The sequence below is a fragment of the Saccharothrix sp. DSM 118769 genome (genome assembly GCF_052936295.1).
In genome coordinates, this window is the sequence record NZ_CP193627.1 from 2,775,219 (window position 1) to 2,801,752 (window position 26,534).

Annotated in this window: 25 protein-coding genes and 2 pseudogenes; 17 read left to right on the forward strand and 10 right to left on the reverse strand. The window is 71.1% G+C overall.

What is annotated here, in order from left to right:
* Window positions 1–239: 239 nt before the first annotated feature.
* Both ACRAKJ_RS12740 and ACRAKJ_RS12745 read right to left on the reverse strand, forming a co-directional pair.
* Window positions 240–359, reverse strand: a pseudogene (locus ACRAKJ_RS12740) (IS3 family transposase); the annotation flags it as partial.
* A gap of 283 nt (window positions 360–642) precedes the next feature.
* Window positions 643–1,629, reverse strand: a complete 987-nt coding sequence (locus ACRAKJ_RS12745; RefSeq protein ID WP_438923539.1) for a zinc-binding dehydrogenase — start codon at window positions 1,627–1,629, stop codon at window positions 643–645.
* A gap of 92 nt (window positions 1,630–1,721) precedes the next feature.
* Here ACRAKJ_RS12745 and ACRAKJ_RS12750 point away from each other — a divergent pair, with 92 nt between their 5' ends.
* The 8 genes and pseudogenes from ACRAKJ_RS12750 to ACRAKJ_RS12785 all read left to right on the forward strand — a co-directional run bounded on the left by ACRAKJ_RS12750 (window position 1,722) and on the right by ACRAKJ_RS12785 (window position 9,334).
* A complete protein-coding gene (locus tag ACRAKJ_RS12750) occupies window positions 1,722–2,687 on the forward strand; it encodes a WYL domain-containing protein (RefSeq protein ID WP_438923538.1) in 966 nt (321 codons plus the stop codon).
* Window positions 2,688–2,766: 79 nt separating this feature from the next.
* Window positions 2,767–2,895, forward strand: a pseudogene (locus tag ACRAKJ_RS12755) (IS630 family transposase); the annotation flags it as partial.
* Between the two features lie 51 nt (window positions 2,896–2,946).
* The gene (locus ACRAKJ_RS12760; protein ID WP_438923547.1) at window positions 2,947–3,201 is read left to right on the forward strand and encodes an integrase core domain-containing protein; all 255 of its coding nucleotides are present in this window, start codon (window positions 2,947–2,949) and stop codon (window positions 3,199–3,201) included.
* A 178-nt stretch (window positions 3,202–3,379) separates the two neighbouring features.
* Window positions 3,380–4,303, forward strand: a complete 924-nt coding sequence (locus ACRAKJ_RS12765; RefSeq protein ID WP_438923537.1) for an AraC family transcriptional regulator N-terminal domain-containing protein — start codon at window positions 3,380–3,382, stop codon at window positions 4,301–4,303.
* 350 nt (window positions 4,304–4,653) lie between these two features.
* Entirely contained in the window at window positions 4,654–5,196 is a 543-nt protein-coding gene (locus ACRAKJ_RS12770) for a 2Fe-2S iron-sulfur cluster-binding protein (RefSeq protein WP_438923546.1), read from the forward strand.
* Window positions 5,193–6,173, forward strand: a complete 981-nt coding sequence (locus ACRAKJ_RS12775; protein ID WP_438923536.1) for an FAD binding domain-containing protein — start codon at window positions 5,193–5,195, stop codon at window positions 6,171–6,173. Before ACRAKJ_RS12770 ends, ACRAKJ_RS12775 begins: the two co-directional genes overlap by 4 nt.
* Window positions 6,174–6,191: 18 nt before the next feature.
* A complete protein-coding gene (locus ACRAKJ_RS12780) occupies window positions 6,192–8,324 on the forward strand; it encodes a molybdopterin cofactor-binding domain-containing protein (RefSeq protein WP_438923535.1) in 2,133 nt (710 codons plus the stop codon).
* A 5-nt stretch (window positions 8,325–8,329) separates the two neighbouring features.
* Window positions 8,330–9,334: an XdhC family protein gene (locus ACRAKJ_RS12785; protein WP_438923534.1), complete on the forward strand. Its 1,005-nt coding sequence runs from the start codon at window positions 8,330–8,332 to the stop codon at window positions 9,332–9,334.
* Between the two features lie 261 nt (window positions 9,335–9,595).
* Here ACRAKJ_RS12785 and ACRAKJ_RS12790 read toward each other — a convergent pair whose 3' ends face one another.
* Window positions 9,596–10,573 (reverse strand): hypothetical protein, encoded by a 978-nt coding sequence (locus tag ACRAKJ_RS12790; protein ID WP_438923533.1) that lies wholly within the window; start codon window positions 10,571–10,573, stop codon window positions 9,596–9,598.
* A 245-nt stretch (window positions 10,574–10,818) separates the two neighbouring features.
* On the opposite strand from ACRAKJ_RS12790, the gene ACRAKJ_RS12795 reads away from it, so the two are divergent.
* From ACRAKJ_RS12795 to ACRAKJ_RS12825, 7 genes are all read left to right on the forward strand, one after another.
* Complete coding sequence (locus tag ACRAKJ_RS12795; RefSeq protein ID WP_447008945.1) at window positions 10,819–11,049, forward strand: hypothetical protein; 231 nt, start codon at window positions 10,819–10,821, stop codon at window positions 11,047–11,049.
* A gap of 157 nt (window positions 11,050–11,206) precedes the next feature.
* On the forward strand, window positions 11,207–11,746 hold the full coding sequence (locus ACRAKJ_RS12800; protein WP_438923531.1) for a pyridoxamine 5'-phosphate oxidase family protein: 540 nt from the start codon (window positions 11,207–11,209) through the stop codon (window positions 11,744–11,746).
* Window positions 11,747–12,065: 319 nt separating this feature from the next.
* The gene (locus ACRAKJ_RS12805; protein ID WP_438923530.1) at window positions 12,066–12,494 is read left to right on the forward strand and encodes a hypothetical protein; all 429 of its coding nucleotides are present in this window, start codon (window positions 12,066–12,068) and stop codon (window positions 12,492–12,494) included.
* Between the two features lie 117 nt (window positions 12,495–12,611).
* Window positions 12,612–13,082, forward strand: a complete 471-nt coding sequence (locus tag ACRAKJ_RS12810; RefSeq protein ID WP_438923529.1) for a MarR family transcriptional regulator — start codon at window positions 12,612–12,614, stop codon at window positions 13,080–13,082.
* A gap of 138 nt (window positions 13,083–13,220) precedes the next feature.
* Window positions 13,221–14,579, forward strand: coding sequence for an amidohydrolase family protein (locus ACRAKJ_RS12815; protein WP_438923528.1), 1,359 nt, complete (start codon window positions 13,221–13,223; stop codon window positions 14,577–14,579).
* 122 nt (window positions 14,580–14,701) lie between these two features.
* Window positions 14,702–16,318 carry an MFS transporter gene (locus ACRAKJ_RS12820; RefSeq protein ID WP_438923527.1) on the forward strand — a complete coding sequence of 539 codons (1,617 nt, stop codon included), beginning with the start codon at window positions 14,702–14,704 and terminating at the stop codon, window positions 16,316–16,318.
* A complete protein-coding gene (locus ACRAKJ_RS12825; RefSeq protein ID WP_438923545.1) occupies window positions 16,243–17,157 on the forward strand; it encodes a pyridoxal-phosphate dependent enzyme in 915 nt (304 codons plus the stop codon). The genes ACRAKJ_RS12820 and ACRAKJ_RS12825 overlap by 76 nt, the downstream gene beginning before the upstream one ends.
* 201 nt (window positions 17,158–17,358) lie before the next feature.
* Here ACRAKJ_RS12825 and ACRAKJ_RS12830 read toward each other — a convergent pair whose 3' ends face one another.
* Complete coding sequence (locus ACRAKJ_RS12830) at window positions 17,359–18,240, reverse strand: LysR substrate-binding domain-containing protein (protein WP_438923526.1); 882 nt, start codon at window positions 18,238–18,240, stop codon at window positions 17,359–17,361.
* 351 nt (window positions 18,241–18,591) lie between these two features.
* On the opposite strand from ACRAKJ_RS12830, the gene ACRAKJ_RS12835 reads away from it, so the two are divergent.
* On the forward strand, window positions 18,592–19,512 hold the full coding sequence (locus tag ACRAKJ_RS12835) for an MBL fold metallo-hydrolase (RefSeq protein ID WP_438923525.1): 921 nt from the start codon (window positions 18,592–18,594) through the stop codon (window positions 19,510–19,512).
* Window positions 19,513–19,714: 202 nt separating this feature from the next.
* Here the strand turns inward: ACRAKJ_RS12835 and ACRAKJ_RS12840 are convergent, their stop codons facing one another.
* The 5 genes from ACRAKJ_RS12840 to ACRAKJ_RS12860 form a co-directional block, all read right to left on the reverse strand.
* Complete coding sequence (locus ACRAKJ_RS12840) at window positions 19,715–19,969, reverse strand: hypothetical protein (RefSeq protein WP_438923524.1); 255 nt, start codon at window positions 19,967–19,969, stop codon at window positions 19,715–19,717.
* Window positions 19,970–21,014: 1,045 nt separating this feature from the next.
* Window positions 21,015–21,269: a hypothetical protein gene (locus tag ACRAKJ_RS12845; protein WP_438923523.1), complete on the reverse strand. Its 255-nt coding sequence runs from the start codon at window positions 21,267–21,269 to the stop codon at window positions 21,015–21,017.
* Between the two features lie 36 nt (window positions 21,270–21,305).
* Window positions 21,306–21,863: a hypothetical protein gene (locus ACRAKJ_RS12850; protein WP_438923522.1), complete on the reverse strand. Its 558-nt coding sequence runs from the start codon at window positions 21,861–21,863 to the stop codon at window positions 21,306–21,308.
* Window positions 21,847–23,250 (reverse strand): WXG100 family type VII secretion target, encoded by a 1,404-nt coding sequence (locus tag ACRAKJ_RS12855; protein WP_438923521.1) that lies wholly within the window; start codon window positions 23,248–23,250, stop codon window positions 21,847–21,849. The genes ACRAKJ_RS12850 and ACRAKJ_RS12855 overlap by 17 nt, the downstream gene beginning before the upstream one ends.
* Window positions 23,247–23,534, reverse strand: a complete 288-nt coding sequence (locus ACRAKJ_RS12860) for a hypothetical protein (protein WP_438923520.1) — start codon at window positions 23,532–23,534, stop codon at window positions 23,247–23,249. The genes ACRAKJ_RS12855 and ACRAKJ_RS12860 overlap by 4 nt, the downstream gene beginning before the upstream one ends.
* A 531-nt stretch (window positions 23,535–24,065) precedes the next feature.
* Here ACRAKJ_RS12860 and ACRAKJ_RS12865 point away from each other — a divergent pair.
* Window positions 24,066–24,959, forward strand: a complete 894-nt coding sequence (locus ACRAKJ_RS12865) for a DUF6801 domain-containing protein (RefSeq protein ID WP_438923519.1) — start codon at window positions 24,066–24,068, stop codon at window positions 24,957–24,959.
* A gap of 70 nt (window positions 24,960–25,029) precedes the next feature.
* Here ACRAKJ_RS12865 and ACRAKJ_RS12870 read toward each other — a convergent pair whose 3' ends face one another.
* Complete coding sequence (locus ACRAKJ_RS12870) at window positions 25,030–26,049, reverse strand: hypothetical protein (RefSeq protein ID WP_447008946.1); 1,020 nt, start codon at window positions 26,047–26,049, stop codon at window positions 25,030–25,032.
* Window positions 26,050–26,534: the final 485 nt, after the last annotated feature.

The following is a 26,534-nucleotide window of genomic DNA, read 5'->3' on the forward strand; positions in this document are numbered from 1 at the left end:
CCCACAGCGCGTGCCGGGCCTCGGCCACGGGACTGCGCCGGGGAAAGCTCGCCGAGACCACCCTCGATCGGCGGCGGCAGATCCATGCCCTGCGCGAGGCCGGGGTCGGGCTGCCGGACTGCTCGCGCCGCCTGGGATTGGCGATGAACACGGTCAAGCGCTACGCCCGCGCGGCCACACCGGAGCGCATCCAGCGGGTCCCGAAGTACCGGGCGGGCATGGTCGACCCGTTCTGTCCCGGTGACCGGCCGGGCACGCCATCGGTAGTACGGCTGTCGAGCGATGTCGAGTACCCGGCACGTCACCGAGACGGGGGTCCCGTCGGCGGCGAGCTCGTTCACGAGCGGGTAGAGCCTTTTCCCGGGTCATCGGGTGGACCCCGAAGTCCTTGGCGATCCGTTCGACGGTCACGCCGGGCTCACGGTCACGGGCGACCCGCACGACATCGTCGCGGAACTCCCGGGGGCAGGGCTTGGGCACAGCGACATCCTCCCAGCTCACCATCACGGCAAGCCAACTCAGATGTCACCAATCCGTGCAGCAGACCCGAAGTCGTCGGCCCGGGTGAGGTGCTGAGTGCTGCGCAACAGGGTCGATCGCACGACTCGCTGATCCCCCAGCAGGGTGGTGAGCCCGGCGTGCTCACGCCAAACGCACCGAGACGTTGCCGCGGTAGGCGCCCTGGAGCAAGGCCAGGAACGCCTGTGGCACGTCGGTGATCGAGCCCTCGACCACAGTCTGCGGGTAAACGAATCGTCCCTGGTCCAGCCAGGCGCTGAAGTGCTTCTGCCAGGCCGAGACCTGCTCTGGCGTGTGGTGGCAGGAGAACGGCGACAGCACGACGCCCCTGGCTCCCGCTTCGGTGCGGTCCGGTTGCGGGAACCGCTCGGCGGCGTCGCCGAGCTGGCTGGACAGCGAGCCGCACAGCGCGAACCGCGCGCCCGGCCGTGCCGCCTGGAGCGCGGCGTCGTACTGCGCGCCGCCGACGACGTCGAAGAACACGCTGATGCCCTCGGGTGCCAGTTCCTCCAGCCGCGCGGCGGGATCGTCGTGGTAGTCGAACGCGGCGTCGAAGCCCAGGTCGTTGACCAGGTAGTCGACCTTCGCCGCGGTGCCCGCGCTGCCGATCACCCGCGCGGCGCCGAGCTGCTTGGCGATCTGGCCGGCCAGCGAACCGACACCGCCCGCCGCGCCGGACACGAACACGACATCTCCCGTGCCCACCTCCGCGATGTCGGCCATGCCGTAGAAGGCGGTCGGGCCCTGACCGAGGTGGAAGCCGGGATTGGGGAACGCGTCGCGGTCGAGTTTGACGTAGGACCGGGCGGGACCGACGGAGTACTCGCTCCAGCCCGTCATCGACTGGACCAGGTCGCCCACTTGGAGCTCGTCGCCGGCTGAGCGGACGACGGTGCCGATCGCGGCCACGCCCACCCGCTGACCCGGCTGCCACGCCGGCACGGGGAGGTGGCAGTCGGCGCGCATCAGCTCCAGGTAGGTGGCGGCCAGCCCCACCTGCTCCGTGCGCACCAGCACCTCGCCGTCGATGTCCGCCTCGGCGACGGTGAAGTGCTCCAGGCCGGGAACGCCGGTGACGTGGCTGGTCAACTGGATCTCGCGGGTGATCATCGTTCTCCCCATCGGTCGATTCGGCTTTCGGGAAGAACGCTAGACGGGCTTCCGGTCACTTCTTGTCCTGAAGTCCTGGCAAGCTGGAAGCCATGGCGAACACCAGCTCCCGCGCCCTGCGATTGCTGTCGCTCTTGCAGACCCACCGGCACTGGGCAGGACCTGAACTGGCCGACCGGCTCGACGTTTCCGAGCGCACCCTGCGCCGCGACATCGACCGGCTGCGCGACCTGGGGTACCCCGTCCAAGCCTCCCGGGGCACCGACGGCGGGTACCAGCTGGCGCCGGGCGCCGTCCTGCCGCCGCTGGTACTGGACGACGAGGAGGCGGTCGCGCTCGCGGTCGGCATGGGCGATGCCGCGCAGAGCGGGATCGGCGGCATCGGGGAAGCCGCAGTCAGGGCGCTCACCAAGGTCGTGCAGGTCCTGCCACCCGGGCTGCGCGCACGAGTGGACGCGTTGCGCGCCATGACCGTCTCGCCGGCCTCGGCCGGACCAATCGTCGCGGCCGGCATCCTCACCGCAGTCGCCCGGGCATGCCGGGACGAGGAACGTCTCCGGTTCGGTTACGCGGCACGAGGTGCCGCGCCGACCGAACGCGATGTCGAGCCGCACCGGCTGGTCGCGCAGGGCGGACACTGGTACCTGGTCGCCTACGACCTGACCCGGCACGACTGGCGCAGCTTCCGCCTGGACCGGCTGACCGACCCCTACCCGACCGGGGCACGGTTCCTGCCGCGCAAGCTGCCGGCAGAGGACGCGGCGGCCTTCGTGCACACCAGCGTCGGCGCTCCCGCTGCCCACACGGTCCGGGTCCTGGTCCACGCACCCGAGGCGCGAGTACGGCAGGTGGTCGGCCAGTGGGGGACGGTCGAGCCCGCGGGGGAGGACCGCTGCCACCTCACCATGATCTCGGCCAGTCTGGACTGGCCGACACAGGCGCTGGGCAACGTCGGCGCAGACTTCGAGGTGCTCGGGCCACCTGAGTTCACCGCGCACCTGCTCGAATGGGGCACCCGGTTCGTGCGGGCCGGCGGGCCGACCGCAGGGGGAACATGACGGAGTTCTCGGCCGGGAACCGGTCTACGACTCGGACAGCCGCCCACCCGCCCTCTCATCGGCATTGCGAAGGTTGAATTCGTGCGCCGCGGAGCCGCGGGTGGGTGTGCGGCAGGTGGAGAAGTGGCGCCGGTCCTGGCGTGAGGGTGGTCTGGACGCGTTGCGGTCGGCGGGGCCGATACTGGCGGAACGCCTCTCCCCGGTTGAATCCACCCAGTACGGAGCCAAATCCTCCGCCGACGCCTGCCGCGCCGCCGGGGTGACCCGGTCCACGGGCGCGGTGGGCAGCTCAACTGACAACGCCGCCGCCGAAAGCCTCAACGCCTCCTTCGAACGCGAAACCCTCCAAGGTGCCCGGAATTGGGACAGCGCAAGGGAAGCACGCCTGGCGGTGTTCGGCTGGGCGCACCGCTGCAACACCCGACGCCGCCACTCCCACCTCGGCCGGACATCCCCGATCGACCACGAGAACAGCCTCACTTCGACACCGGTTACGTTGCCCCCCGCCGCATAACCCCGTGTCCAACATCCGGGGTGAAGTCCCGCCCGGGGACCGCAGGCCGGCTGCCTCGTCGACCGGAAAGCCCACGGTGGGGAAGATCCCGGTCGTGATGGTCCTGCGGGGTTCAGCCCGTCTCCGCTGAACCCCGCCCCTGTCGCTCCCCGGGTTCATGGGGCTGTGTGCTGCTTCAATGACGACCATGCCCCTCGACGAGTTGCGTGCCTTGCTGACCCGGCATGCTCGCCCCGATCTGAGCACGGACATCGATGCCGTGCGCATCTTCCGCGCCGATCGGCCCAGCCCGCCAACGCCGACCACCTACGGCAAGGTGCTGGCCCTCGTCGCCCAGGGCACCAAGCGGTTCGCGCTGGGCAACCGCCTGTACGAGTACCGCGCCGGGGACTACGTCATCGCCTCGGTCGACCTACCGGTGACCGCGCAGTTCATCCGAGCCAGCCCGGGGGAGCCCGCGCTCGGCTTCGGCCTGGACCTGCGGCCGTCCGCCGTCGCCGAGGTGCTGCTGGCCGCGGACGCCGGGGAACTGCCGGGACCCCCGGCCGGTGCGCCGGCCGGGCTGGCGGTCAGCACCGCCTCCGCCGAGCTGCTCGATGCCGTCGTCCGTCTTCTGCGGCTGCTCGACCAGCCCCGGGACATCCCCGTGCTCGCGCCCATGATCAAGCGGGAGATCATCTGGCGGCTGCTCACCGGTGAGCAGCGCAACGTCCTGCGGCAGTTCGGCCTGCCCGACAGCAATCTCAGCCACATCGCCAGGGCCGTCCAGTGGATCCGCGACAACCACGCGCTGACCTTCCGCGTCGAGGAGGTGGCGCAGAGGGCGGGCATGAGCGTCTCCGCGTTCCACCGCAACTTCCAGGCCGTCACCTCGATGAGCCCCATCCAGTACCAGAAGCAGATCCGCCTGCAGCAGGCCAGGCTGCTGCTCGCCGCGAATCCCGGCGACATCGCCGGGATCAGCCGTCAGGTCGGCTACGAGAGCCCTGCCCAGTTCAGCCGCGAGTACCGCCGGCAGTTCGGGGACCCGCCGCGCCGGGACGCGGTCCGCCTGGGCGCGAACGTCCGAACCGGCACATCCGGCACTTCTCGCGACGGTTGACCAGAACTCGCGACTTCTTGCTCGATCCTGCCCGAGTCCTCCGCTGACGGACCCTGCCGCGGGGGACTCGCTATAGCCTCCCCGGGCAGAGGCACCTGAAGACGGTCCGCGGCCGGCTGGTGACCGGCAGGCAACGACGGGCGCGTGAGGTGATGAGGGGCCGGTGCGCCTCCGGACGTCCTCTTGGTCTACGACGCCGCGCTGCTGCTCGTCGGGTCGAACGGGTGCCGCAGCCGCGGCGATCTCGGCGCGGCCGGATCCAGCGTGTCCCGGGCGAGAGTTCGCGGACATCAGGCTCCTCTCGGGCCTCGCCTGTTGTCCTGATCGGGCCAGAAGAAGGGAAGAGCGCGATGGCGAACGACGCTCGAAGTGAGATATCGCTGCACGTCAACGGAACCACGCACCGGTTCACCGTGGACAACCGCCGAACGCTGCTTGACGCGTTGCGGGAGGACACGCGGCACACCGGTCCGAAGAAGGGGTGTGACTTCGGCCAGTGCGGTGCGTGCACGGTGCTGGTGAACGGCAGGCGCGTGGTGTCGTGCCTGACGCTCGCGGTCGCCGCGGAGGGGGCTGAGGTCACCACGGTCGAAGGGCTCGCCGTGAACGACGAGCTGCGGCCGGTCCAGGAGGCGTTCGTGCGGCTCGACGGGCTCCAGTGCGGGTTCTGCACTCCCGGGCAACTGTGCTCGGCCGTCGGGGTGCTGGCCGAGCACGCGGCGGGATGGCCGAGCGCCGTTACCCCCGACCTCTCACCTGACCAGCCGCACCGCCCCCTCGACGCCGATGAGGTGCGCGAGCGGATGAGCGGGAACCTGTGCCGCTGCGGCGCTTACCCGTCGATCGTGCGCGCCGTTCTCGAGGCCGCCGAACGTGAAGAGGTGAACAGGTGAAGGAGTTCGCCTACAGCCGCGCGACCACGGTCCACGATGCGCTGGCCTCCGCGGTGGGACAGGGGAACACCCGGTTCCTGGCGGGCGGCACGAACCTCGTCGACCTGATGAAGCGCGGTGTCGAGGTACCCGATCGCCTGGTCGACGTGCGCGCCCTGCCGCTCGCGGGGGTCCACGAGGCCCGCAACGGTGACCTGGTGATCGGTGCGACGACGACGAACAGCGACGTCGCCGCTCATCCCGAGATCCGGCGCCGCTACCCGGCACTGTCCCAGGCGGTGCTGGCCGGCGCGTCCGGGCAGCTGCGCAACATGGCGACGGTAGCGGGAAACCTGTTGCAGCGCACCAGGTGTGCGTATTTCGCCGACCTGTCGTCGGCGTGCAACAAGCGGGTGCCCGGCAGTGGCTGCGCCGCACTGGCCGGCGTGCACCACAACCACGCCGTCCTCGGCGCGTCACCGGCCTGCGTCGCCACGAGCCCGTCGGACATGGCGGTGGCGATGATGCTGTTCGACGCGGTCGTGCACCACGAGACGCTGGACGGCGAAGGGGAGATCCCGCTCTCGCGGTTCTACCGCCCGGTCGGCGACACGCCGCACCTGGAGACGACGCTCCCCGACGGCGCCCTGATCACCTCCGTGACGCTTCCCGGCGTCGCCGCGGGAGAACGGTCGCGGTACCGCAAGGTCCGCGAACGCTCGTCCTACGCCTTCGCCACCCTGTCCGTCGCCGCCGATCTCGTCGTGCGCTCGGGCCAGGTGCGCGAGGTGCGCATCGCGCTGGGCGGCGTCGCCTCGCACCCGTGGCGAGCGAGGATCGCCGAGGAGGAACTGCACGGTGGACCGGCCACCCCCGAGCGGTTCCGCGCCGCGGCCGAGGCGGAGCTCGGTGCGGCAGAACCGCTGCCGCACAACGAGTACAAGCTCAGGCTGGCACGCAACCTCATCCAGTCCGTACTGACCGAGATCCTCCACTGACCGGATGGGAGCGACAAGGTGAACCCACACCACCAGGTGCTCGACAGCACGGGTGCCGAGATTTCCGAGTCGTCCGCGCCCGCGATCGGCACGCCGCGCACCAGGGTCGAAGGCCGCGACAAGGTGAGCGGCAAGGCGCGCTACGCCGGCGACATCCCGATCGACCGGCTCGCTCACGGCGCGGTTGTCACCGCGACGATCGCCGGCGGTCGTGTCGCAGCCGTCGACATCAGCGCGACACTCGCGTCACCCGGTGTGATCGGTGTGATCGACCACCGCAACGCGCCGCGGGTCGACCCGAGGGCCGGCTCGCCCTTCTTCGGTCCGGACGGCCAGTTGCAGCTGCTGCAGGACGACCGGATCACCCACGGTGGCTGGCCGGTCGCGCTCGTCGTGGCGGAGACCCACGAGCAGGCCCGTGCCGGGGCCGAGCGGCTGCGCGTGTCCTACGCGGAAGAGCCGCACGACATCGCGTTCTCCGCGGGTCACCCGGCGGCGCGGCCCGCACTGCCCGCGTTCGGCCCGGACGCGGACAAGGGCGATCTGGACGCCGAGCTGGCCGCGTCCGCGGTGGTGGTGGACGAGAGCTACACCACGCCCGCCCAGCACGCCTGTGCGATGGAACCGCACGTGGCGACGGCCTGGCTGGAAGGCGCTGTGCTGCGCGCGATCGACTCGAACCAGGCGCCGTACGGCATCGCGGCGCAGCTCGCGACGCTGTTCGGCAAGCCGCTGTCCGACGTTCGCGTCCAGGCCGAGCAGGTCGGCGGCGGCTTCGGGTCGAAGACAGGGCTCGGTCCGCAACTGATCCTCGCGACAATGGCCACCATGCTCTTCCACCGCCCGGTGCGCGTCACCTTGACGAGGGAGGAGGTGTTCCTGGCGACGTCCGCGCGCCCGCGCACCGACCAGCGCGTGCGGCTGGGCGCCGACCGCGACGGCAGGCTGCGGGCGATCGGCCACGAGGCCGCCTTCGAGATCTCCGGCAGGTCCGAGTTCATCGAGAACTGCGTGGAGATCGCCAAGACCCTCTACGCCGCCAACGCGATCCGCACCAGGCTCAACGTGGTGCCGCTGAACATCCTGCCGGTCGCCTCGGTGCGCGCGCCCGGGACCGCGCCGGGGTCCTTCGCGCTGGAGTCCGCGATGGACGAGCTGGCGGAGCGGCTGGACATGGACCCGCTGGAACTGCGGCGACGCAACGAACCGGAGGTCGGGCCGGTGTCCGGCCTGCCGTTCACCAGCCGGAACTTCCAGCTCTGCCTGTCCGAGGGCGCGCGCCGGTTCGGGTGGACCGGCCGGGACCACCGGCCGCGCCGTCGTGGGGAAGGCCACCTGCTGATCGGTACCGGCATGGCCGGCACGTCGTTCCTCACCACCGCCTTCCCGTCGTCGGCGACGATCACCGCCGAGCAGGACGGCACGTTCACCGTGGCCATCGCGGCGATCGACATCGGCACGGGCGCGCGCACGGCGTTGCAGGCGATCGCCGCCGACGCGCTCCGCGTCGGCTGGGACAGGATCCGGCTGAGGATCGGCGACAGTGCCATCGGCCCGGCGTGGCAGGCCGGTGGATCGCTGGGCACGACCTCGTGGGGCTGGGCGATCGTCGCGGCGGCGAGGGAGCTGCTCGAGCAGCTCGAGCCGGGGCCCGCGCTGCCGGTGTCCGTCACTTCCGACACCACCGAGGAGATCATGTCGCGGCCGCACCGTGAACGGCACTCCTACAGCGCCGTGTTCGCCGAGGTGGCCGTCGACCCCGCCACCGGAGAGGTGCGGGTGCGCAGGCTGGTCGGGCGGTTCGCGGTCGGGCGCGTGGTGAACCCGCTGATGGTCCGCAGCCAGCTCACCGGCGGCATGGTCATGGGCCTGTCCATCGCGCTGCAGGAGGAGGTCGTGCGCGACGAGGTCAGCGGCAGGCAGGTGAACGCGGACTTCGCCGGCTACCACTTCGCGGCGAACGCGGACGTGCCGTTCATCGACGCCGACTTCGTCGAGGACCACGAGCCCGACGACCCGCTCGGGATGAAGGGGCCGGGCGAGATCGGCACGGTGGCCGTCGCCGCGGCCATCGCGAACGCCGTCTGGCACGCCACCGGCAAACGCCACCGGGAGCTGCCGATCCGGCTCGACCGCGTCATCGAGGACTGACAGCCGTGCTGCGGGAGGTTTGGCCGTTCGCACAGGTCAAGTACGACGCGGGTCAGGAGGTCGTACTGGCCCGCCTGGTGGGTCGCGACGGCACGGGTGCCCGGCCCCTGGGCGCCACGATGGCGATCGCCGAGGACGGCACGTGGCGCGGCTCGGTATCGGGCGGTTGCGTCGAGGGCATCGTCCTCGACGCGGCGCGCGCCGTGCTCGACGGCGCCGCGCCCCGGGTGGCGACGGTCTCCCCGACCGCGCACCTGATGCCGTGGGAGGAAACCCCGGCGTGCGCGGGTCAGCTCCGGGTGCTGCTCACCCGCGCCCCCGACGCCCCGGTGCGGGCCGCGATCACCTCCGCACTGGCGGATGACCGGCTGCTGGCGGTGCGCATCGAGCTCGAACCGCCGTACTCGTGGTCGGTGGCGACCACCGCCGCGTGGCCGCCGTCCGGTGATGGCGGGTCCGCGTTCGTGGAGGAGTTGAGGCCGCGCAGCACGCTCGTCCTGGTCGGCGCCACCGACCTCGCCGCAACCACGGCGAGGATGGCGGAACCCCTGCACCGCAGAGTGGTCGTCCTGGACCCGCGCCCCGAACACGTGACGTCCGGAGCGTTTCCCGCCACCTGCGAGGTCGTTCGCGCGTGGCCGGACGAGTGGATCGTCGGCAACCGGCTCCGGGCCGAGGACGCCGTCGTCACCTTGACGCACGACCCCCGCATCGACGACCGCGCCATCCGCGCGGCGCTGGAGAGCGGAGCGGGGCACGTCGCCGCGCTGGGCAGTCGGACCACCCATGCCCAGCGGCTGCGACGATTGGCCGGCACCCCCGGTCTGAACCGCCTGAGCGGCCCGGCGGGCCTCGACCTCGGCGGGGCGTCACTCGCCGAGACCGCCCTGTCGATCCTCGCCGAGGTGGTGGCGGTGGGCAACGCGCGATCCGGGCAGCGGCTGCGCGAGGTCGACACGCAGATCAGGGCGATGGTGTCCGCGTCGTGCTCAGGACCTGCTGTGTCCTGAACACGAAGGGCAACCGCAGGTCACTGATCCTCCTCTGGTCGTACGGAGTCGGTTACTGGGTGATCACTCGTCTCGGCAGCCCGGAGGACCGCCCGCGATGCGCAAGCGGTACCCACCCGGGTTCCGGCGCGAGGTCCTCGATCTGGTCGCGTCCGGCCGCCGTGTCGCCCTGTGGGGTTCCAGAGTTCGTGACCTGCGGTTGGGCTGCCGTGGTGCGCTCCCGGACCGCCCGCGGCGTTCGGAACCGGTCGTGCCGAAGGGCTACTTGCGCTCCTCAGGGGCCGTTTCCTTGTTCTGGGCGTACTCGGTCTGCACCACGCCTTCCTGCGACGCCATCTCCACCAGCAACTCCAGGGGGTAACCGGCGATCTCCTCGGGCTTGATGTCACAAGCGGTCGCGGCGGCGTGCACCCAGCCCACCGGGACGTCGTTGGTGGCCGCGTAGTCAACGAACGCAGCGTCGTAGACCTCCGCCTTCACCTTCGGCAGGTCCAGTGCCGGCTTGTCCTTCTTCCCGGTTGCGGTCGTCGGCAGCGCTTCACCGGTCACGACCGCTCTCAGCACCCGTTCGAGTTCGTCCAGAACGTTCTGATCGTCCGCCGACGAGCCCTTGCGGATCACAGTGAGGTCGCTCTGGAACTTGAACCCGCGTTTGTGCTGCGAGCCCGGGGCCGGGGACACCGTCGCCTGAGCCGAGGTGATGTAGCCGTCTTCGAGGAAGCAGTGGATGTGGGGGTATTCGACGCTGCCGTCCGCTCCCCAGATGTAGCGGTCCCGCACCGGCGAATTCCAGGTGCGCCGGTCGTACCCGACGCCTGGAGGCAGTACCTGCGGCAACTGGATGTCCAGCTCCTGCGTGACCGGGATGCTCGCGAGCCTGCGCAGTTTCCGCAGCGCGGTGGTGAACTCGGTGCGCTTGAGCGTGGACGACGGGTCGACGTCCCTCAGGATCACGGCGGCCAGGGCGTTGATCTCCTCGCCGGTGAGGTCGACCGCCTGGCCCTGCGAGGTCGGGAAGATCTCGCCGTTGCGCTTCTCCCACGCGTACCCGCCACACTTGAACAACGCCCGCGGCGCCGCGGCGGCGGCTGTGGCCAGTTCGTTCCACTGCCGAAAATCTTCCAGCAGGACGACGTGCGTGCCGACCGAGGTGCCAACCTTCTTCACGAACCGGTAGCGGTGGATGAAGTGGTAGTCGTTTAAGTGGTATTCCTGGCCGTCCGCGCTGCGGATCTTCATCTGCTGAACCCTTCACCTTGACATGCGGCGCATGTCGAGGTGAAGGGTATCAATCGTCACCGCCCGGAGGGCGAGCCAGAGGGCTGTGCCTGTCGAAACCTCATCCACGCTGGTCAGGCAGCATGACGATATTCGTTGAGGCGTCCCCCGGTCGTTGTCGTCGGCGAACGTCAAGGGGGTGACGGCTGTTTGACCGGCGGCCGGCTGTGGCAGCGGTTGTAGCGGTCGGGGACGATGATGCCTTGATGCGGCCTGTGGGTGTTGCAGAACTTCTCGTACTCGCATGGGGCGTGGAGCAGGTATCGCTGGTTCCGGATGAGGGTGCGGTCGAGGAGTGCGCGTCGGCAGTTGCGGATCCTGTGGGGTTCCAGAAGTCGGCCATGCCATCTGAACTGCGCTTCACGCTGCTGTGGTTCGTACTCGTTGGTCAAGCCGCCGAGGACTGGTCGGCGGCGTATCGGGGCGTTGCCCATTGATGATGAGCAGTCGGTCGTGACTTCGCGCCTGACGGTGCCGACTCGCCTTCGCCGGCGACATCCTCGGGACCGGCACCCACCTCCTACCGACTCGCCCACGCCCGGTCGGCGACTGCACCGAGCCGACACTGTCGGTGGGAGTTGGTTGACTGGCCGGGTGTTCGAAACCCCTGACGAGATCCGCAGCCTCCAGGTCCTGCTCGACACGTCCCTGGCCGGCTCCGGCAGCCACCTCAAATCCATCATCCGGCCAGGTGACAGCACCTTGAATGCCGAGCAGGTCGTCCGGGTCTGCCGCGGCATGTGCACCCTGGCCGTCGCCACGGTCACCCGGCGCGGCGAGCCGCGCATCAGCGGCGTCGACGGGCACTTCCTGCACGGCCGCTGGATCTTCGGCACCCACCGCCAGGCCGCCAAAGCCCGTCATCTCGCGGCACGGCCCGGCATCAGCGCGACCTTCCTGTGCGGCGAGCAGCTCGGCATCTTCACGCACGGACACGCCGTCCCGCTCAACCCCGAGGGGACGAGCGGCGACCCGACCTGGCCGGCCGTCCGCGACCACCTCGTCAACCACTACGACGGCGACGGCGACGACCCGTTCTGGGACGAGAACGTCTGGTACCGCATCGACCCCAGCTGGATGGTCGCCTACAGCACCGACCCCGCCGGGCTGCTCGACCGACAACCGCCGGCCTGAGACCGCGAGTACGCACAGGCGGGCGCCGTTTGCGGAACACGAGCTCCCCGCGGTCATCCCGAGCCCTTGTCCTGATCGCGCTCCTCACCTGTGTGGACGGGTTTGGTGAACGCCCTGCTGTCGTTCGCCGAGGTGACGACGCGGTTGTCCTGCAGGCGGTGCGAGTTCACGCGGCGTGGTGAGCACGGCCCGTTCGGGCAGGTCGAGGTCCGCTGCTGCCGGCCGGGCATGATTGTCCGCGGTGGTGGGCGCTGTCGTCCGCCACGACGGGCGCGCCGTTGACCCGGTCGTCGTCGCGTGAGCAGCGGAGTGGAGTCGGATGGAGAAGTCCCGAGGCTGGTGGGCGAGCCTGCTCGCGGTCGTCGCGACCGGTGTCCAGGCGGCGTCCGCCCTGCTGCTGTTCGGCGGTCCGCCCGGTGGGGTCACCAGGTTCGACCAGGCCGCCCTGGGTGTGCTGGTCGTGTTGAGCCTGCCGGTCAACCTGGCCGCGCTCGTGCCGATGGTGCGCCGGGTGCGGCGCCGGGCCGCCCCGGGTGTGGCGGTCTTGGTCTTCTGCGCCGTGTTCCTGCTCTGGCACGGCTTCGCGCTGGGCGCGCTGGCGGGGTGGTGGGCGGCCGGCTTCGCGGGCGCGCTCCACCTCGCGTCCAGCGTGCCGATCTCGTTCGGCTACCAGGTGGTGCTGTGCGGTGCCTTCGCCGCGGTCCTCGCCCTGGGCGTGCCGAGGCGGGGTCGCGCCGAGGGGTCGTGAGCCGCTTCCGCACGACTCCGTGGTCGACGGCTGCGGCTTGGGACAACCTCACCACGCGCGGTTGTATGCGTGACGTCGAGCATGTGTGTTTTGTCCACGATGTTCTAGAGTCGGCACGTGACGAACGACGACCAGTCCCGAGACGCTGCGGATGCCGACCTGTTGGACTTGATCGGTCCCGCGTTCGCACGGCTGCGCAGGCGTACGACGCAGGTGGCCGTCGATCCGCCGGTCGAGCGCAAGGACCTGAACCGGAACCTGGTGCTGAACGTCATCGACGAGGCCGAGGGGGAGATCGGCGTCGGGGACGTGGCGGACGTCCTGGGCGTCGACCCCTCCGTGGCCAGCAGGATGGTCGCCGACTGCATCTCCCACGGTTACGTCCTGCGCCTGCCCTCGCAGGTGGACGGCCGCCGGGCGGTGCTCCAGCTCACCGAGACGGGGCTCGGCCTTCGGGACCGCTTCCGCTCGCAGCAGCGCCAGGCGTTCGAGCACATCACCCGTGACTGGCCCGAGGCCGAGCGCCGGGAGCTCGCGCGGTTGATCATCAAGTACGTCGACTCGGCGGCCGAGGCGATCAAGGGGTGAGTGCGCCCCGGTGCGCCGGGGCCGTTGGCTGAGGGTTCTCTCAGGAAGGGCACACCGTACGAGCAAATGTGTGTAAGTTGCACATGTAAGCAACATGCATATGTCTGATCGTCGCTCATCCTGAACGGAGATGCCCCGATGTGTCCTGTCACTCGTCGTGCCCTGCTGGGGTCGGTCGGTGCCGCCGCGGTGGCGGCCGGGTCGTCGGCCCTGGTCACCGCGTGCTCCACCGGCGGTCCGGAGCAACCGTCCTCCGGGCTGACCGCCATCACCAACGCACGGGTCTTCGACGGCGAGCGGGTGCTCGACCAGCACACCGTCCTGATCGAGGGCGGGTCCGTGGTCGGCATCACCGGGGATGCGCCGTCGAACGCCCGGGTCGTCGACGCCCTCGGCGCCACGTTGCTGCCCGGGCTGATCGACGCGCACGTGCACACCTCCGAGGACGGCCTGCGCAACGCGCTGCTATTCGGTGTCACCACCGAGCTGGAGATGCAGGGCGGGTTCGACGCGAAAGGGCGGGAGTCCATCGCGGACCGCGACGACCTGGCCGACGTCCGGTCCGCGGGGTTCGGCCTGACCGCGCCGGGGGGTCACCCCAGCGAGCTGGTGCCCGACGGCCCGCCGCCCGGGGCCGAGGGTGCGGGGGAGGGGCCGCCCGAGGGCGGGTCCGGGCCCAACCCCGCCGAGTCCGAGGTCACGACCCCCGAACAGGCCGTCGCCGCCGTTCGCCTGCGGGTCGGGGGCGGCTCGGACTTCATCAAGATCATGATCGAGGACGGGCACGTCCTGGGTGCGCCGAACCTGCCGGTGATGAGCGACGAGACGATCAGGGCCGCGGTGCTGGAGGCGCGGCGGCTCGGCAAGTTGGCCGTCGCGCACACGTTGACCGTCGCGGCGACCGAGCAGGCCATCGCGGCGGGCATGAGCGGTCTCGCCCACCTGTTCATCGACCGCCCGCACACGCCCGAACTCGTCGAGGGCATCGTGCGTTCCGGGGTGTTCATCACGCCGTGCCTGTGCCTCAACGCCTCGATCATGGGCCGGACCGGCGCCGAACTCGCGGCCGACGAACGGGTGGGGCCCAGGCTGAGCCCCGAGTGGCGCGACACCCTCAACGGCAGTCTCGACAGGTACCCGGAGGGCGACTTCGACGCGGTCCTCGCGACGGTCGGGGCGTTGCACGCCGCCGGGGTGGACCTCCTGGTGGGCACCGACGTGTCCGTGGCGTGGCCGGAACTGGGCGGGATGGCGCACGGCGCGAGCGTCCACCACGAGATGCAACTGCTGGTGAAAGCAGGTCTCAGCCCCGTCGCGGCGCTGCGTGCGGCGACCTCCGTGCCGGCGCGCCGGTTCGGCCTGTCCGACCGGGGCCGCATCGTCCAGGGGGCTCGTGCGGACCTGCTGCTGGTCGACGGTGACCCGACGAGGAACATCGGCGACTCCCTGTCGATCAGGGAAGTGTGGCGGCGGGGCGTCCGGCAGGCCAGGGCGTAGCACCGGGCGCCACGCCCGCGATCGTGCCTCCGCGACGCGTGGTGCGCGCTCGCGGTCGTGGACGGCCGTGCCGAGTGCGTTCGTCGCCGGCGCAGCACCAAGCGGTTGCTCCCGAAGAACCCGTGACAACGCCACCGAGGGCGCTCATCGCCGTGCCGGCCCTCGCGGGGACCACGGTGTCGTTGCAGCAGACCTTCGTCATCCCCTTGCCCCCGCACCTGCCGGCGCTGCTGCGCACGACCCCCGGCGAAGCCTCGTGGGCCGTGACGGCCACGTTGGTCGCGGGGGCGGTGTCCATCCCGATCGCAGGCCGGCTCGCCGACGTGCAGGGCAAGCGACGCGTCCTGCTGTGCTGCCTCTCCTTGCTGGTCACGGGTTCCGCGGTGACGGCGCTCAGCACCTCGCTGGGCTGGTTCGTCACCGGTCGCGCCCTGGAGGGCACCGCCGCCGGTGTGGTGTCCCTGGGCATCAGCCTGCTCCGCGACCACCTGCCGGCGCGCCGGCTGGCCTCCGCGACGTCGGTGATGGGCACGTCGCTCGGCGTCGGGGCGTCACCGGGCATCCCGCTGTCGGCGTTGCTCGCGCAGTGCACCGACTGGCGGGTCCTGTTCTGGACCGCGGGCGGGCCGGCCGCCGCGGTGGGTGTCCTCGTCCTGCTCGTCGTGCCCCGCGCGTCGCGGCCGCGGGACGGCCGGTTCGACCCGCTGGGGGCGTTGCTGCTCTCGGGAGCGCTGGTCTGCCTCCTCCTCGCCGTCTCCCGCGGCGGTGGATGGGGGTGGACGAGCGGCCTCACCCTCGGGTCGTTCGCGGGCGCTGCCGCGCTGCTGGTCCTGTTCGGCGCGTGGGAGCTGCGCACCCCGCAACCGTTGATCGACCTGCGGGTGAGCCGCCGGCCGCAGGTCCTGCTCACCAACACCGCCTCGGTGGCCTTCGGCTTCGCCGTGCTGACGAACTCGCTGGTGTTCACCCAGCTCCTGCAGGTGCCCGCGACGGCGGGGTACGGGTTCGGCGAGTCGATGCTCGTCGCCGGCCTCCTGCAGGCGCCGGGCGGGGTGTGCATGATCGCCACGTCACCGGTGTCGGCCAGGATGACCACCCGCTTCGGGCCGAAGGTGGCGCTCGTGGCCGGTGCCCTGGTCCTCGCGTGCAGCTACGGCTTCGCGGCGCTGTGGCACGCCCGGCTCTGGCAGTTGCTCGTCCGCACCGCCCTCGTCGGGGCCGGCACCGGGCTCGCCCACGGGGCGATGCCCTCGCTCGTCATGGACGCGGTCCCCGCCGGTCAGACCGCGGCGGCCAACGGCCTGAACAACCTCTGCCGGTCGTTGGGCACGTCCGCCGCCGGTGCCGTGACCGGACTGCTCCTCGCCGCCGGCACCACGACGGTGAGCGGGCGCGCGGTCCCGGACCCCGCCGCGTTCACCACCGTCCTGCTGGCCGGCGCGGCGGCGCTGCTCGCCCTGGTCGTCGCCGCCTTCATCCCGGGGCGTCCACGCGTCGCACGTGGCCGGGGGACGACGCGCGACGCCGTGCCCGGGCAGTGGGGAACCCCGCCGGGTCGCGCCGTTCCCGCACCTCGGCCCGCTCGACCGGCGTCGTCGGTGTGTATCGTCCCGGCGTGCTCAGGACGCGGCTCGACCTCGACCGGGTCCACGCGGCCCGCCGGGTGGTCGACCCGGTCTTCCTGGACACCCCCCTGGACCCGTGCGAGGCGCTGGGACGCCGTCTCGGCTGCGCGGTGAGCGTCAAGGTGGAGACGGCGAACCCCGTCCGCAGCTTCAAGGGGCGGGCGACCGAGTTGGTGACGAGCCTGCTGGGCGAGCAGGGACGGGCCGCCGTGGTGTGCGCCAGCGCCGGGAACCTCGGTCAGGCGCTCGCCTGGTCGGGTCGGCGGCGTGGTCTCGACGTGACGGTCGTGGCATCGCGGCACGCGTCCGTCGCCAAGCTGGACCGCATCCGTGCGCTGGGGGCGGAGCTGGAACTGGTGGACGGCGACATCGAAACGGCCCGCGAGCGGGCGGCGGGCATCGCGCGGGAGCGCGGCGTCCGGCTGCTGGAGGACAGCCTGGACGTCGAGACCTGCGAGGGCGCCGCGACGATCGGGCTGGAACTGGTGGACGCGCGGCCCGGGTTCGACACCGTCCTGATCGCCCTGGGCGGCGGTGCGATGGCCACCGGGATCGGCTACGTGCTCAAGAGCCTGGCCCCCGGCGTCGAGGTGATCTGCGTGCAGCCCGCGGGCGCGCCGGCGATGACCCGCTCCTGGCACGAGCGCCGCGTCGTGACCACCGGGCCGACCGACACCATCGCCGACGGCGTCGCCGGGCGGTACCCCGTTCCCGAGGTCCTGGACGACCTCCTCGTCGTGGCCGACGACGCGGTCCTCGTCCGGGAGTCGTCGATCATCGCGGGCATCCGGTTGCTCTGGGAGCACGCCGGTCTGGTCGTCGAGCCCTCGGCCGCGCTCGGTGTCGCCGCCGTGCTGGAGGACCGCGACCGCTTCCGCGACCGCCACGTCGTCACCGTCATCTGCGGCGGCAACGTCGACCCGCGCGCCCACGGGCGTTGGGTCCGCCGGTGACCCGTACCGGGGTTCAGCCGGACGAGTCCCGGGCCTGTACCCGCACCACGTGGTGCTCCACGAGGTGGGTGAGCGCGCCGGGGTCGCCGGCGATCTTCGGCACCGCCGCGGGCGCGGCCGGCTACCTGGTAGCGGCCCGCGCCGGACCGGTCGCCGTGCCGGGGCCCCGGTGGCCGACACCGAGGTGCGCTCAGACCAGGGTCAACCGCGGTTCTCCCGCGTGCGCCGCGCGACGGTTCTGGTGATGTCCACGAAACCGTGGACCAGTGCGCTTCGATCGCGGCGGCGCCAGGCGATGACGAGCGGGCTGGGGGCGACACCGTCCACCGGGACGACGGTGATGCCGGGGGCCTCGCTGATCGTGAGGGGGGCCAGACCGATCGCGTTCGACCAGAGAACCGCCTGGATGCACTCGCGGACGGTCCGCACGGTGGTGTCGGCGTCGTTCGCCGGGGTTCGACCGCCGGCCCAGTAGTCCCGCCAGTGCGGGTCGGCGGTGTCGGGGAGGCGGAACCAGCGCCGGTCCCGCAAGTCGTCCACGTGGACCCGGTCGAGGGACGCCAGCGGGTCGGTCGTGCGGACGACGACCCCGACGGGATCACGGCGGATCTCGGCGATCACCACCCCGGGGGCCTGGAACGGGCCGCGGGTGAGCGCCACGTCGACCTTGCCGAGGGCGACCCCCACGGTGGGATCGGTGAGGTCGCCCTCCACGATGCGGATCTCCACACCCGGGTGACGGGCGCGGAACAGGTCGATCAGGTCACGGCCCGCGCGGTCCACGCTGTCGGCCAGCGTCCCGATGGTGATGGTGCGCGCATCGGCCGCCCGCGACACCAGGGACGGCAGCGCCCCGACCCGGGCGAGCACCTCCCGTGCCTCCGGCAGCAGCGCGTGCCCCGCCTCGGTCAAGGTCATCCCGCGAACGGAACGCGTGAACAGCTCCGCGCCGAGATCACGTTCGAGCCGCTGGACCGCCCTGCTCAAAGGCGGCTGGGACATGTGCAACCGGGCCGCCGCCCGACCGACGTTCAGCTCCTCCGCCACCGCGACGAAGTAGCCGAGAACGCGCAGGTCCACCACTCCCGAACCATACCCCGACGGTATGGCTCCGCCGGATCGGGTGTTGGCCGCCCGACCCGCGGGCGGGGTCCAATCGAAGGGTGAGCCACGACGGGGAAACCCCGCACGACCGAACCGCCCGCGGCACAGCGGTCTGCGCCGAGACCTTCGGCGTCGGCACGAGCGAGCTGCCGGGCGTGTTCGAGGACCGCGTCGGCAGCCGGTTCGCCGAGGAGGCCATCCTCGGCGCGGGCGGCCCGGCCTCGAAGTCCTCACCGTTCTGCTGTCCCTGTACGTGGGCCAAGCGCGCACGTCGGTGGCGGCCGAGGAGATCCACCACTTCTTCCGCACCCCGGAAAGGCACGGCACCCCATGACCTACGCCCTGATCGGCGTGGCGCTCGCAGTCCTCGCCGCCTCGTTCCTCGCCGTCCGGTCGTTCCGGCCCGCGCCCCTGCCCGCACCGGCCCCGTGGACGGGCCCGCTGCCGGAGGCGTCGCCCCCGGAGGGCATGGCGCTCCACCAACTGCCGACCGGCACCTACCAGAACCGCGCCGCCCTGGCCTACCGCGGCGGCTCGTTCTCCGACCTGCGCGAGTTCGCCGCGACCGCCGTGCTGATCCAGCACCCTTCGGGCGACCTCCTCGTCGACGCCGGGTTCGGCGCGAACGTGGAGGCGCACATCGCCGCCATGCCGGCCTACCGCCGCACCCCGCACGAACTCGGCGCGACGGTCCGGGAGCAGCTGGGGAACTACGACCTGCGACGGTTGCGGGGCGTCGTCATCACCCACGCCCACTGGGACCACGTCAGCGGTCTGGACGAACTCGACGTGCCGATCTGGATGAACCCGGCGGAACAGCGCTACGTCGACCGCGCCAAGGACGCGACGGTCTTCCGCGACATCGCGAGCGGGCGCGAAATCCACCACTACACCTTCGACGGACCCCCGTACCTCGGTTTCCCCGGCAGCCACGACGTCCACGGCGACGGCTCGGTCGTCATCGTGGAGGCCGGTGGCCACACCGACGGGTCCGTCATCGTGTTCGTCACCCTCCCCGACGAGCGCCGCTTCGCCTTCATCGGCGACCTGACGTGGCAGTCGGAGGGCGTGACCCTGCGAGCCGAGCGCCCGAAGGTGCTCCGGGTGCTGGCGGACGTCCAGCCCGAGCGGGTGCGGGACGCCCTCCTGCGCGTCATCGCACTGGCCGACCGCGTGCACGTCGTCCCCGCCCACGACGTCCACGCCTACGACCCGATCCCGAAGTGGGTTCCGGCACCGGTGGCCGGGTGACCGCCCGGATCAGCGCCCACCCCCGGTCCGCGTGAGCCGCCCGGTGTGACGGCCGCCCGCCTGAAAGGTTCCGCGTGACCGTCCACCGGGTCGTGCCCCACACCGCCGGCGTGCTCCTGGTCGTCGCCGGACTGGTCAACGCGTTGACGCGCGCCGGCGGCGGTCCCGACCCACCACGAGGTCCCCGCCGGCCGGGCCCCGGTCAGGGGCGTAGTCGCACCGGGCCGAGGTCGATCGACAGGGGCAACACGACCAGGGCACCCACGACCAGGGCCGCGACCGTCACCAGGAGCACGATCGCGCGGGTGGTGGTCCCCCAGGTGCCGAGGACCTCGTGCAGGAATTCGACGAGAACCGGTTGTCGAACGCCGTCATGCGTCGCGGGGGTGTCCGTCTCCTCGTCGGGGGCGGCACGCGCGTCGCGTCGCGGCGCGAGGTGGCGGGGACGTGATTCCACGTGGTGCTCCTTCCGGGGGGTGGCGAGATGCCTGCCGACCTCGACGTGCCTGTCGTGGCAGTGGTTCGACGGCATCCCCTACCTATGAAGGATGCGTCGACGCGTGGATCGTGACGCGTTGTCGAACTGTGGAGCAGTTTTTTACGCCCACAGGCCTAACCTCGTCCTTTGCGGCACCCCTGATCGCTACTACCGGTGCCCGGGTGGGCCGAACGAGTCAATCGCCGCGCACGACCGGGGACGTTGATCCACTGTTGCGCGTGGTGGAACCCCGTTTTCCCAGGCCAGGTCGCCGGTCCAGGCGACCCGCGCGAGGGCCGGTTCCGGCCTCGCCCGCAGCCGGTACGACAGCGGGCCGAGTGCGACAGCGGGCCGAGTGCGACCGGGTCGATTCCCGGGACCGGTCGGTCGTGGCGCGGACTCGCGGTGCCCTTCGTGCCGTCGGCCCCGCGCCGGGGCCCGTCGGCACGGGGGTGGCGGTGCGGCCCTGAACCGCGACCTCGGGACAGCCGTGGACGACGTCGGCCACGGCTCGACGGCCGGTGGACTCGGGTCGGTCGGCTGTGGGGCGCGGGTGGTGGGGGACGGCGGGTCGTGGCGGTCGTGCGGCGGGCGTGGGCGAGTGCGTCCGCGGACGGTTCGGCGCCGTAGACCTGGCGCATCAGGGTGGTGAGGCGGTCGGCCCAGGCAGGAATGGCGATGTGGCGCCCGGGTTCGAACAGGGCGCGGACGCCGAGGAGCAGGAGTTCGTCGGTCGGGTGGTGCTCGACGAGGACGTGCAACTCCTGCAGCACCCGGTCGGCCCAGCTTTACGACCGTGCCTGTCCGCGGTAACCGGACACCGACGAGGACGGTGTCGAACGGTGTCGGGCACTTCTCGTCCCGGTCGCGGATCAGGAACCGCGCGGAGCTGCCCGCGTCGCAGGCCGGCAGAGCTTCGGCCAGTGGGCGGAGGGAGGTCGACCAGGTCGCCGTGGGGTGCGTCCGGGTGCCGCGACGCCGGGATCTCCCCGCCAGGCCGCGGGTTCGGGCGTCGTACCGCCGGCTACCTGCCGTCTCGTCGCAGGAACCGGTACAGCAGCCACAGCACCAGGGTGATCGGGGTGAGCAGCGCCGCGAACAGGATCGCTGCGAACACCCCGTAACCGTGCGGGTCGGTGGACAACCCGGTCACGCTGAGCAGCCCCACGCCGATGAGCAGGGCGATCAGGGCCACCGCGCAGCTGAACACGGCGAGGACGATGCGCCTCAGCGCTGTTCGCAGAGCGCTCTTGCGTGTGGTGCCGTCCGGTGCGTCCATGTTCGGCTCCGCAGGTGGTTCGGTCCGACCTCTTCATCAGCCGGAGTCGGGGGTGCAGACGGTCAGGAACGACTTCTGGTTCTCCCGCTCCACGTCCGCCGCGTCCATCCAGCCGCGCCCGCCGAAGAGGTAGCTGTCGGACGGGTGCCGGGCCGACTCGTCCAGCACCCGTCCGACGTCGACCCTGGCGCCGTACGCGCTCGGGCCGTCGACGGAAAAGTTGATCGAGTCCGACTTGGTCCAGTCGTAACCCTCGACCAGGGTTTTCCGCACCCGAAGCGGTTCAGCGGTGTCCGGAGGTGGTTCCCCGGAGGTCCTCAGCAGGTCCATGCGCTCCAACAGCACCCCCGGCGGGGGTGCGGACCACGCCTGCTCCGCGCTCCTGGTGGTGCCCGAGTCGAAGGTCACCGTCACGCCGGTGACGCCGTTGCAGGGGGTTCCGGTCCACAGCTTCAGGACGTCGCCGTCGACGCGGAACCCGGTCGCCGTGGGCAGCGACGGTTCGAACGGGGCCTTGGTCCCGCACGCAGCGGTCACCGACATCGCGAGGAGGACGGCGCAGGCGACGCGCCGCCGGTCAGCGATACCCGCCATCGGAAAGCCCCGCGTCTTCCTCGGTCTCGTTGCCGCCTGTGACCTGCTCCCACACGTAGGAGGCGAGGAAGCCCGTGTAGCCCTCCCGCGCCCACTGCTGCGAGTGGCGCTCCTCGTGGTGGAGCAGTCGGTCCAGGTCGAGATCGCCCCGCTGAGGTCCGCCCTCGCCGTCGTACCACACGTGGCCCGACCCGGCCACCTCCCGGAGCTGCTGCGCGGCGTCCTCCGGGTCGTCGATGTTCAGCATGAACGTGTCGCCCCAGGCCGTTCCGCCCTGCTGGCTGAACTGGTCCTGGACCAGGTTCCCGCCCAGGCCCATCATCATGCCGTTCGGGGTGGTCACCAGCCGTCCGCCGTTGCCGTGCACGAACGCCACGTCTTCGTCGTAGCTCCAGTCGTTCGCCCGTTGCCGCTCGATGATGCGGTTGAGCTCTCCCGAGCCGTAGGGGGTCTGCGGGAAGTCGGTTTTCTCCCCTTCGGTGCCGTAGTCGGTGCCCGCGTTCATGACGTAGGTCATCCGCACCGCCTTGGCGGCGTCGTCGCCGCTGATGTCGGTCGGCATCATGAAGTACGACTTGGACGTCCCGTCGCCGTCCTCGTCCTCCCGGATCTCCTCCATCCCGTCGAGGACCTTGAAGTCCTCCGGCGTGATGTGGTGTTCGGCGGCGATCTTCTCGATCGTGTCGATCGGTACGCCGCGGCGCACGGCGTTCTCGAGCCACTGCCGGTAGTGGCCGGACGCGGGTGGCCCGGTCAGCAGCCCGGCGTCCCGGAGCGACTGCTCCATCCTGACGACCTGGGCGTCGATCTCACCCGATTGCCCGGCGGCAGCCAGGGTGGTCGCGCCGTCGTCGCTGATCTTGCCGTCCTGCGCGAGTCGCAGCACGCGCGCGAGGGTGGCGTCGATGCTGTTCGCCGTGGCCAGTATCGCCTTGGTCTCCTGTTCCAGTTGCCTCTTGATGTTCTCGCGGTGCTGCTGGGCCGCGATGCGTTCGTCGGCCTCGTGCGACGATCCCGGTGGGCTGTTGTCGACGGGCCTGTTGTCCACGATCGTGCCGTCGGGGGAGATGTGGAACCCGTAGGCGTCGGCAAGGGCATCGTTGTTGGAAACCCGGGACTGCAAAGAGGAAACGTCGTCGGACGCGCTCTGCAGTGCGCGTTTGACCGCGGACAGCTCCGCGATCATGATCTCGGCCTTGTCCCGCGTGCTCCCCAGCGAACCGCGCGCGAGTTCGCCGGCGGAGCCGTGCCAGTCGGGCAATTTCCTCGCGCCGTCGAGTTCGTCCTGCAACCCGACGAGCCTGTCCCGCCTGCCGCCCAGGTTGGTGGCCGACGCGTCGAGCGCCTCAGCGTCCCACTTGCGGACGTCGTCGTAGCCGGCGGTCATCCCCCGAAAGCTCTTTCGGCGGCGTCCTCGTTCTCCGCGTAGGTCTTCGAGGACGACAGGACCGACTCGCTCCACCGGTCGATCTCGCCCGCCCACCCCGCCGCGCGTTCGTCGAACGCCGAGGCCAGGGCCGGCGCGCCCTTCGCCGACTCCCCGCCCGGCATCGCCGTCGCGATCGCGCCCAAGTCGGTGCCCGGGCGCACCTCCCTGGCCTGGTCCGCGGCTGAAGCCGCCGCTTTCGACGCAGCCCGCAGTTGACCGATCTCGACTCCGTACCCACTCACACCCGTGACCTTCCTGTTCCGGATCGATCAGCAGAGACCCCGAGTCCGGGAATGTGCGGCTACATCGTCAGACCCCTTGTCGTGGCGGGTACCGCACCGCGCGAACGTGTATCGCCATCTCAACCCCCGGGAGTGGACCGTGCACTGCGTCGACGAGATTCGGTTCTACCGACCGGTGTGGGCGGGTTCCGCGCATTTCGCGTACCCGTCGCTCGTTCGGTCGTACAGGTCCACTCGACCGGACGATGTGCCGTCATCCGATTCCGCTTTTCGGCGGTGATCATCGGTCGCCGGATGCGCTTCGTGCGATTCGGGGACGAAGTGTGCGAAGACCAATGGTCCGGCGAGGGCATTCCGGTCGAACAGGAATTCGCGGTAATTTTCCCGCGACCTCGCGCCGGGCGCAGCAGCGCGAACGCGTCGAACGGCTCAACCCCGGTTCCACCTCACTGGGACTGAATGGTCTACACGCGCCCGCGTGGAATTGCGGAACACTGTCCGTGGGCGAGTGAACACGGAGAGGACGCAAAGTTGCGCAAGAAATGGAATGCCTTCCGCGTCACCGCGTTGTCCCTGGTCTCGACAGTGGTGGCCGCCGGGGCGCTGGCGGGGGCCGCGGGTACGGCGTCGGCGCAGACGACCGCGGTGCGGATGAGTTATGCCTGCACCACCTCTCCCGGGCCGAGCGTCGAGCTGACCGTGTGGGTCGTCGGCGGTCTGCCGGACGAAGGGGCCGGCCTGAACACCGTTGCCAGCCACGACTACGCCCACATCGACGTGGACCTGGACCTGCGCGAGCTGCGCCCGGCCCTGTCCTTCGCCGAGGGGATTCGCCTGGACGGCGACAGCACCGCGACGCTCGACGCGAGGATCGTCGGCCCGGACGGGACGCGGACCACCCGGGCCGCGTTCACCCTCGCGCCCACGTGGTTGACGACCACCGAGAGGACCGCGGTGCGGGCCGCGGGCGCCTTCCCGGTGCAGCGGCTGGGCACGCCGGGCTCCTACGAGCTGCGCGTGGACGACCTGACGTTGACCCTGCGCCCCGAGCGCGCCGACGGCACGTCCCTCGGCACGGTCACCGCGTCCTGCTCGCACGACCCGGCGCAGGACGACCTGCTGGGCACCGTGCTGTCGCAGGGGGCCCACTTCGAGCGGCCCCCGCGCCCGAGCTGGTTGCAGGTGGTCTCGACGACCCCGACGTCCGTGACGCTGTCCTGGGAGGGCTACTCCTGGTGGAACCCCACCCGGGGCTACGAGGTGCACCTGGACGGCGGGAACACCGGCCTCGTCACCGAGGAGCAGGTCACGCTGACCGGGCTGACCCCCGACAGGCAGCACCGGGCGAAGGTCGTCACCGTGGACGTGCAGGGCATCCGGTCGACCTTCAGCCAAGGTCTGATCTTCACCCTCCCGCGCGCCTGAGCCGCGTCACCCCGTCGGTCACCGGGGTCCGTCGCTCGGTGGACCCCGGTGCCGCGACGTGGCCTCGGGCTCACTTGCGGTACTCGTAGACCTGCCCGTCCCGCCCGTCGACGGCTCGTACCAGGTGAACGAAGGCGCTACTGAGCGCCTTCGTCGCCTGGCCGGCCAACCTCCGCTCGTCGGCGATGCCGTCCCAGATCTCCAGCGCGATGACACCCCGGTGACCGCTGCCGAGCAGGGAGATCTCGCGGTCCTTCGCCACTCTGCCCTGCCCGGAGGCGTTGAGACCCGCCAGCTGGTTGGTGGCGGTTTCGACGTTGTGCGCCAAGTTGCTGAACTTGAAGGACTTGGCCTGCACGAACTCGCCGTCGTACTCCCTGGTCCCGTGGTCGGCCCCCTTCTCGCCGGTGTCCTCCTCTTCCCGGGGTCGCCAGAAGACGAGGTCTGCGCCGACCGGGCCGTCGCGGTGCTTCTCGTAACGGGTCGGGGAGCCTTTCAGGTGATCGGTGAGGAGAACTCGACCGAGCTTCTCGACCTGCACCAGGGAGCGCTCGTTGCGCTTGATCTCGGCGGCGGCGAGGCGGAGCTCGAAGAGGAAGCCGGTGCCGGGGGCATCGGCCTTGCGGGCCTTGCGGTCCAGCTCGTCCAGCGGGAACACCCGGTTGCTCGTCCGCAGGAGGTGGTACAGCCCGGCCACCTCCGGGGAGAGTTCACCTTCCCTCGGCGGGGTGCCGGCCGCGCTGGTCCTCCGCTCCTCCTGCTGCCGGTAGAGCTGGTACTCCCTGACCTTGTTCTTGAGGCTGTCCGGGGTCGGCCCGACCGCGAAGACCTCGTCCGAGCTCAGCATCTCGACCAGGCAGGCTTGCAGCGCGGCCTGGTGGGCCGCCAGCTTCTCCGCCCACTCCCTCTTGTTGTTGCCGAACTTCTCCTTCTTGGTCTTCTGCGACATGGAGAAGAACCCCGGCACGTCGGCGCCGATGTGCTTGAGGTCCGCGAGGGTCCTCGCCTGGACGAGCCCCGAGTCGACGACGCGCTGCACGGCGACCACGCGGGAGAACGCCGCGTTGCCGATCGCCTGGTGCAAGCCCACCGCAGCGTGGGGCGTCAACGGTCGCGCACGCTGCCCGGGGTGTTGCCCGGTGCGGTCGAGCCTGTCGTCCCCTCGATGGATCACACCACCAGGATGCGGCAGACGGCCCAGCGCCACAGCGTCCGCGAGGGCGGGAAACGCCGCCCTCGCGGACGATTGGTCCCGGTGCCCTCCCGCGCCAACGCTGAGTCGACGATCCGCCGCCCCGGGCGGAACGGCGAACGGGGACCTGTCCGCGGTCCCGTGGCGGGCCTGCCGGTTGCCGGTGGAGAACCGCGTTCTCGTCCGCCCGGTGGCGTCGAATTCCCGTGCGGCCCGCGGGGCCACCTGGTCCGTGCCGCGATTTCCTCGCGCGGACCGTGAGCCGCTGTTGTGCAGGAATTTCGGCACGCCGGGAAGTTTCCCGCAGTGGAAAAATCGGCACGGGATCTCGCGGAGTGGTCAACAATGGCCGGCCCGCCAGCTCCGGCAAGCGAGAGAGCTTC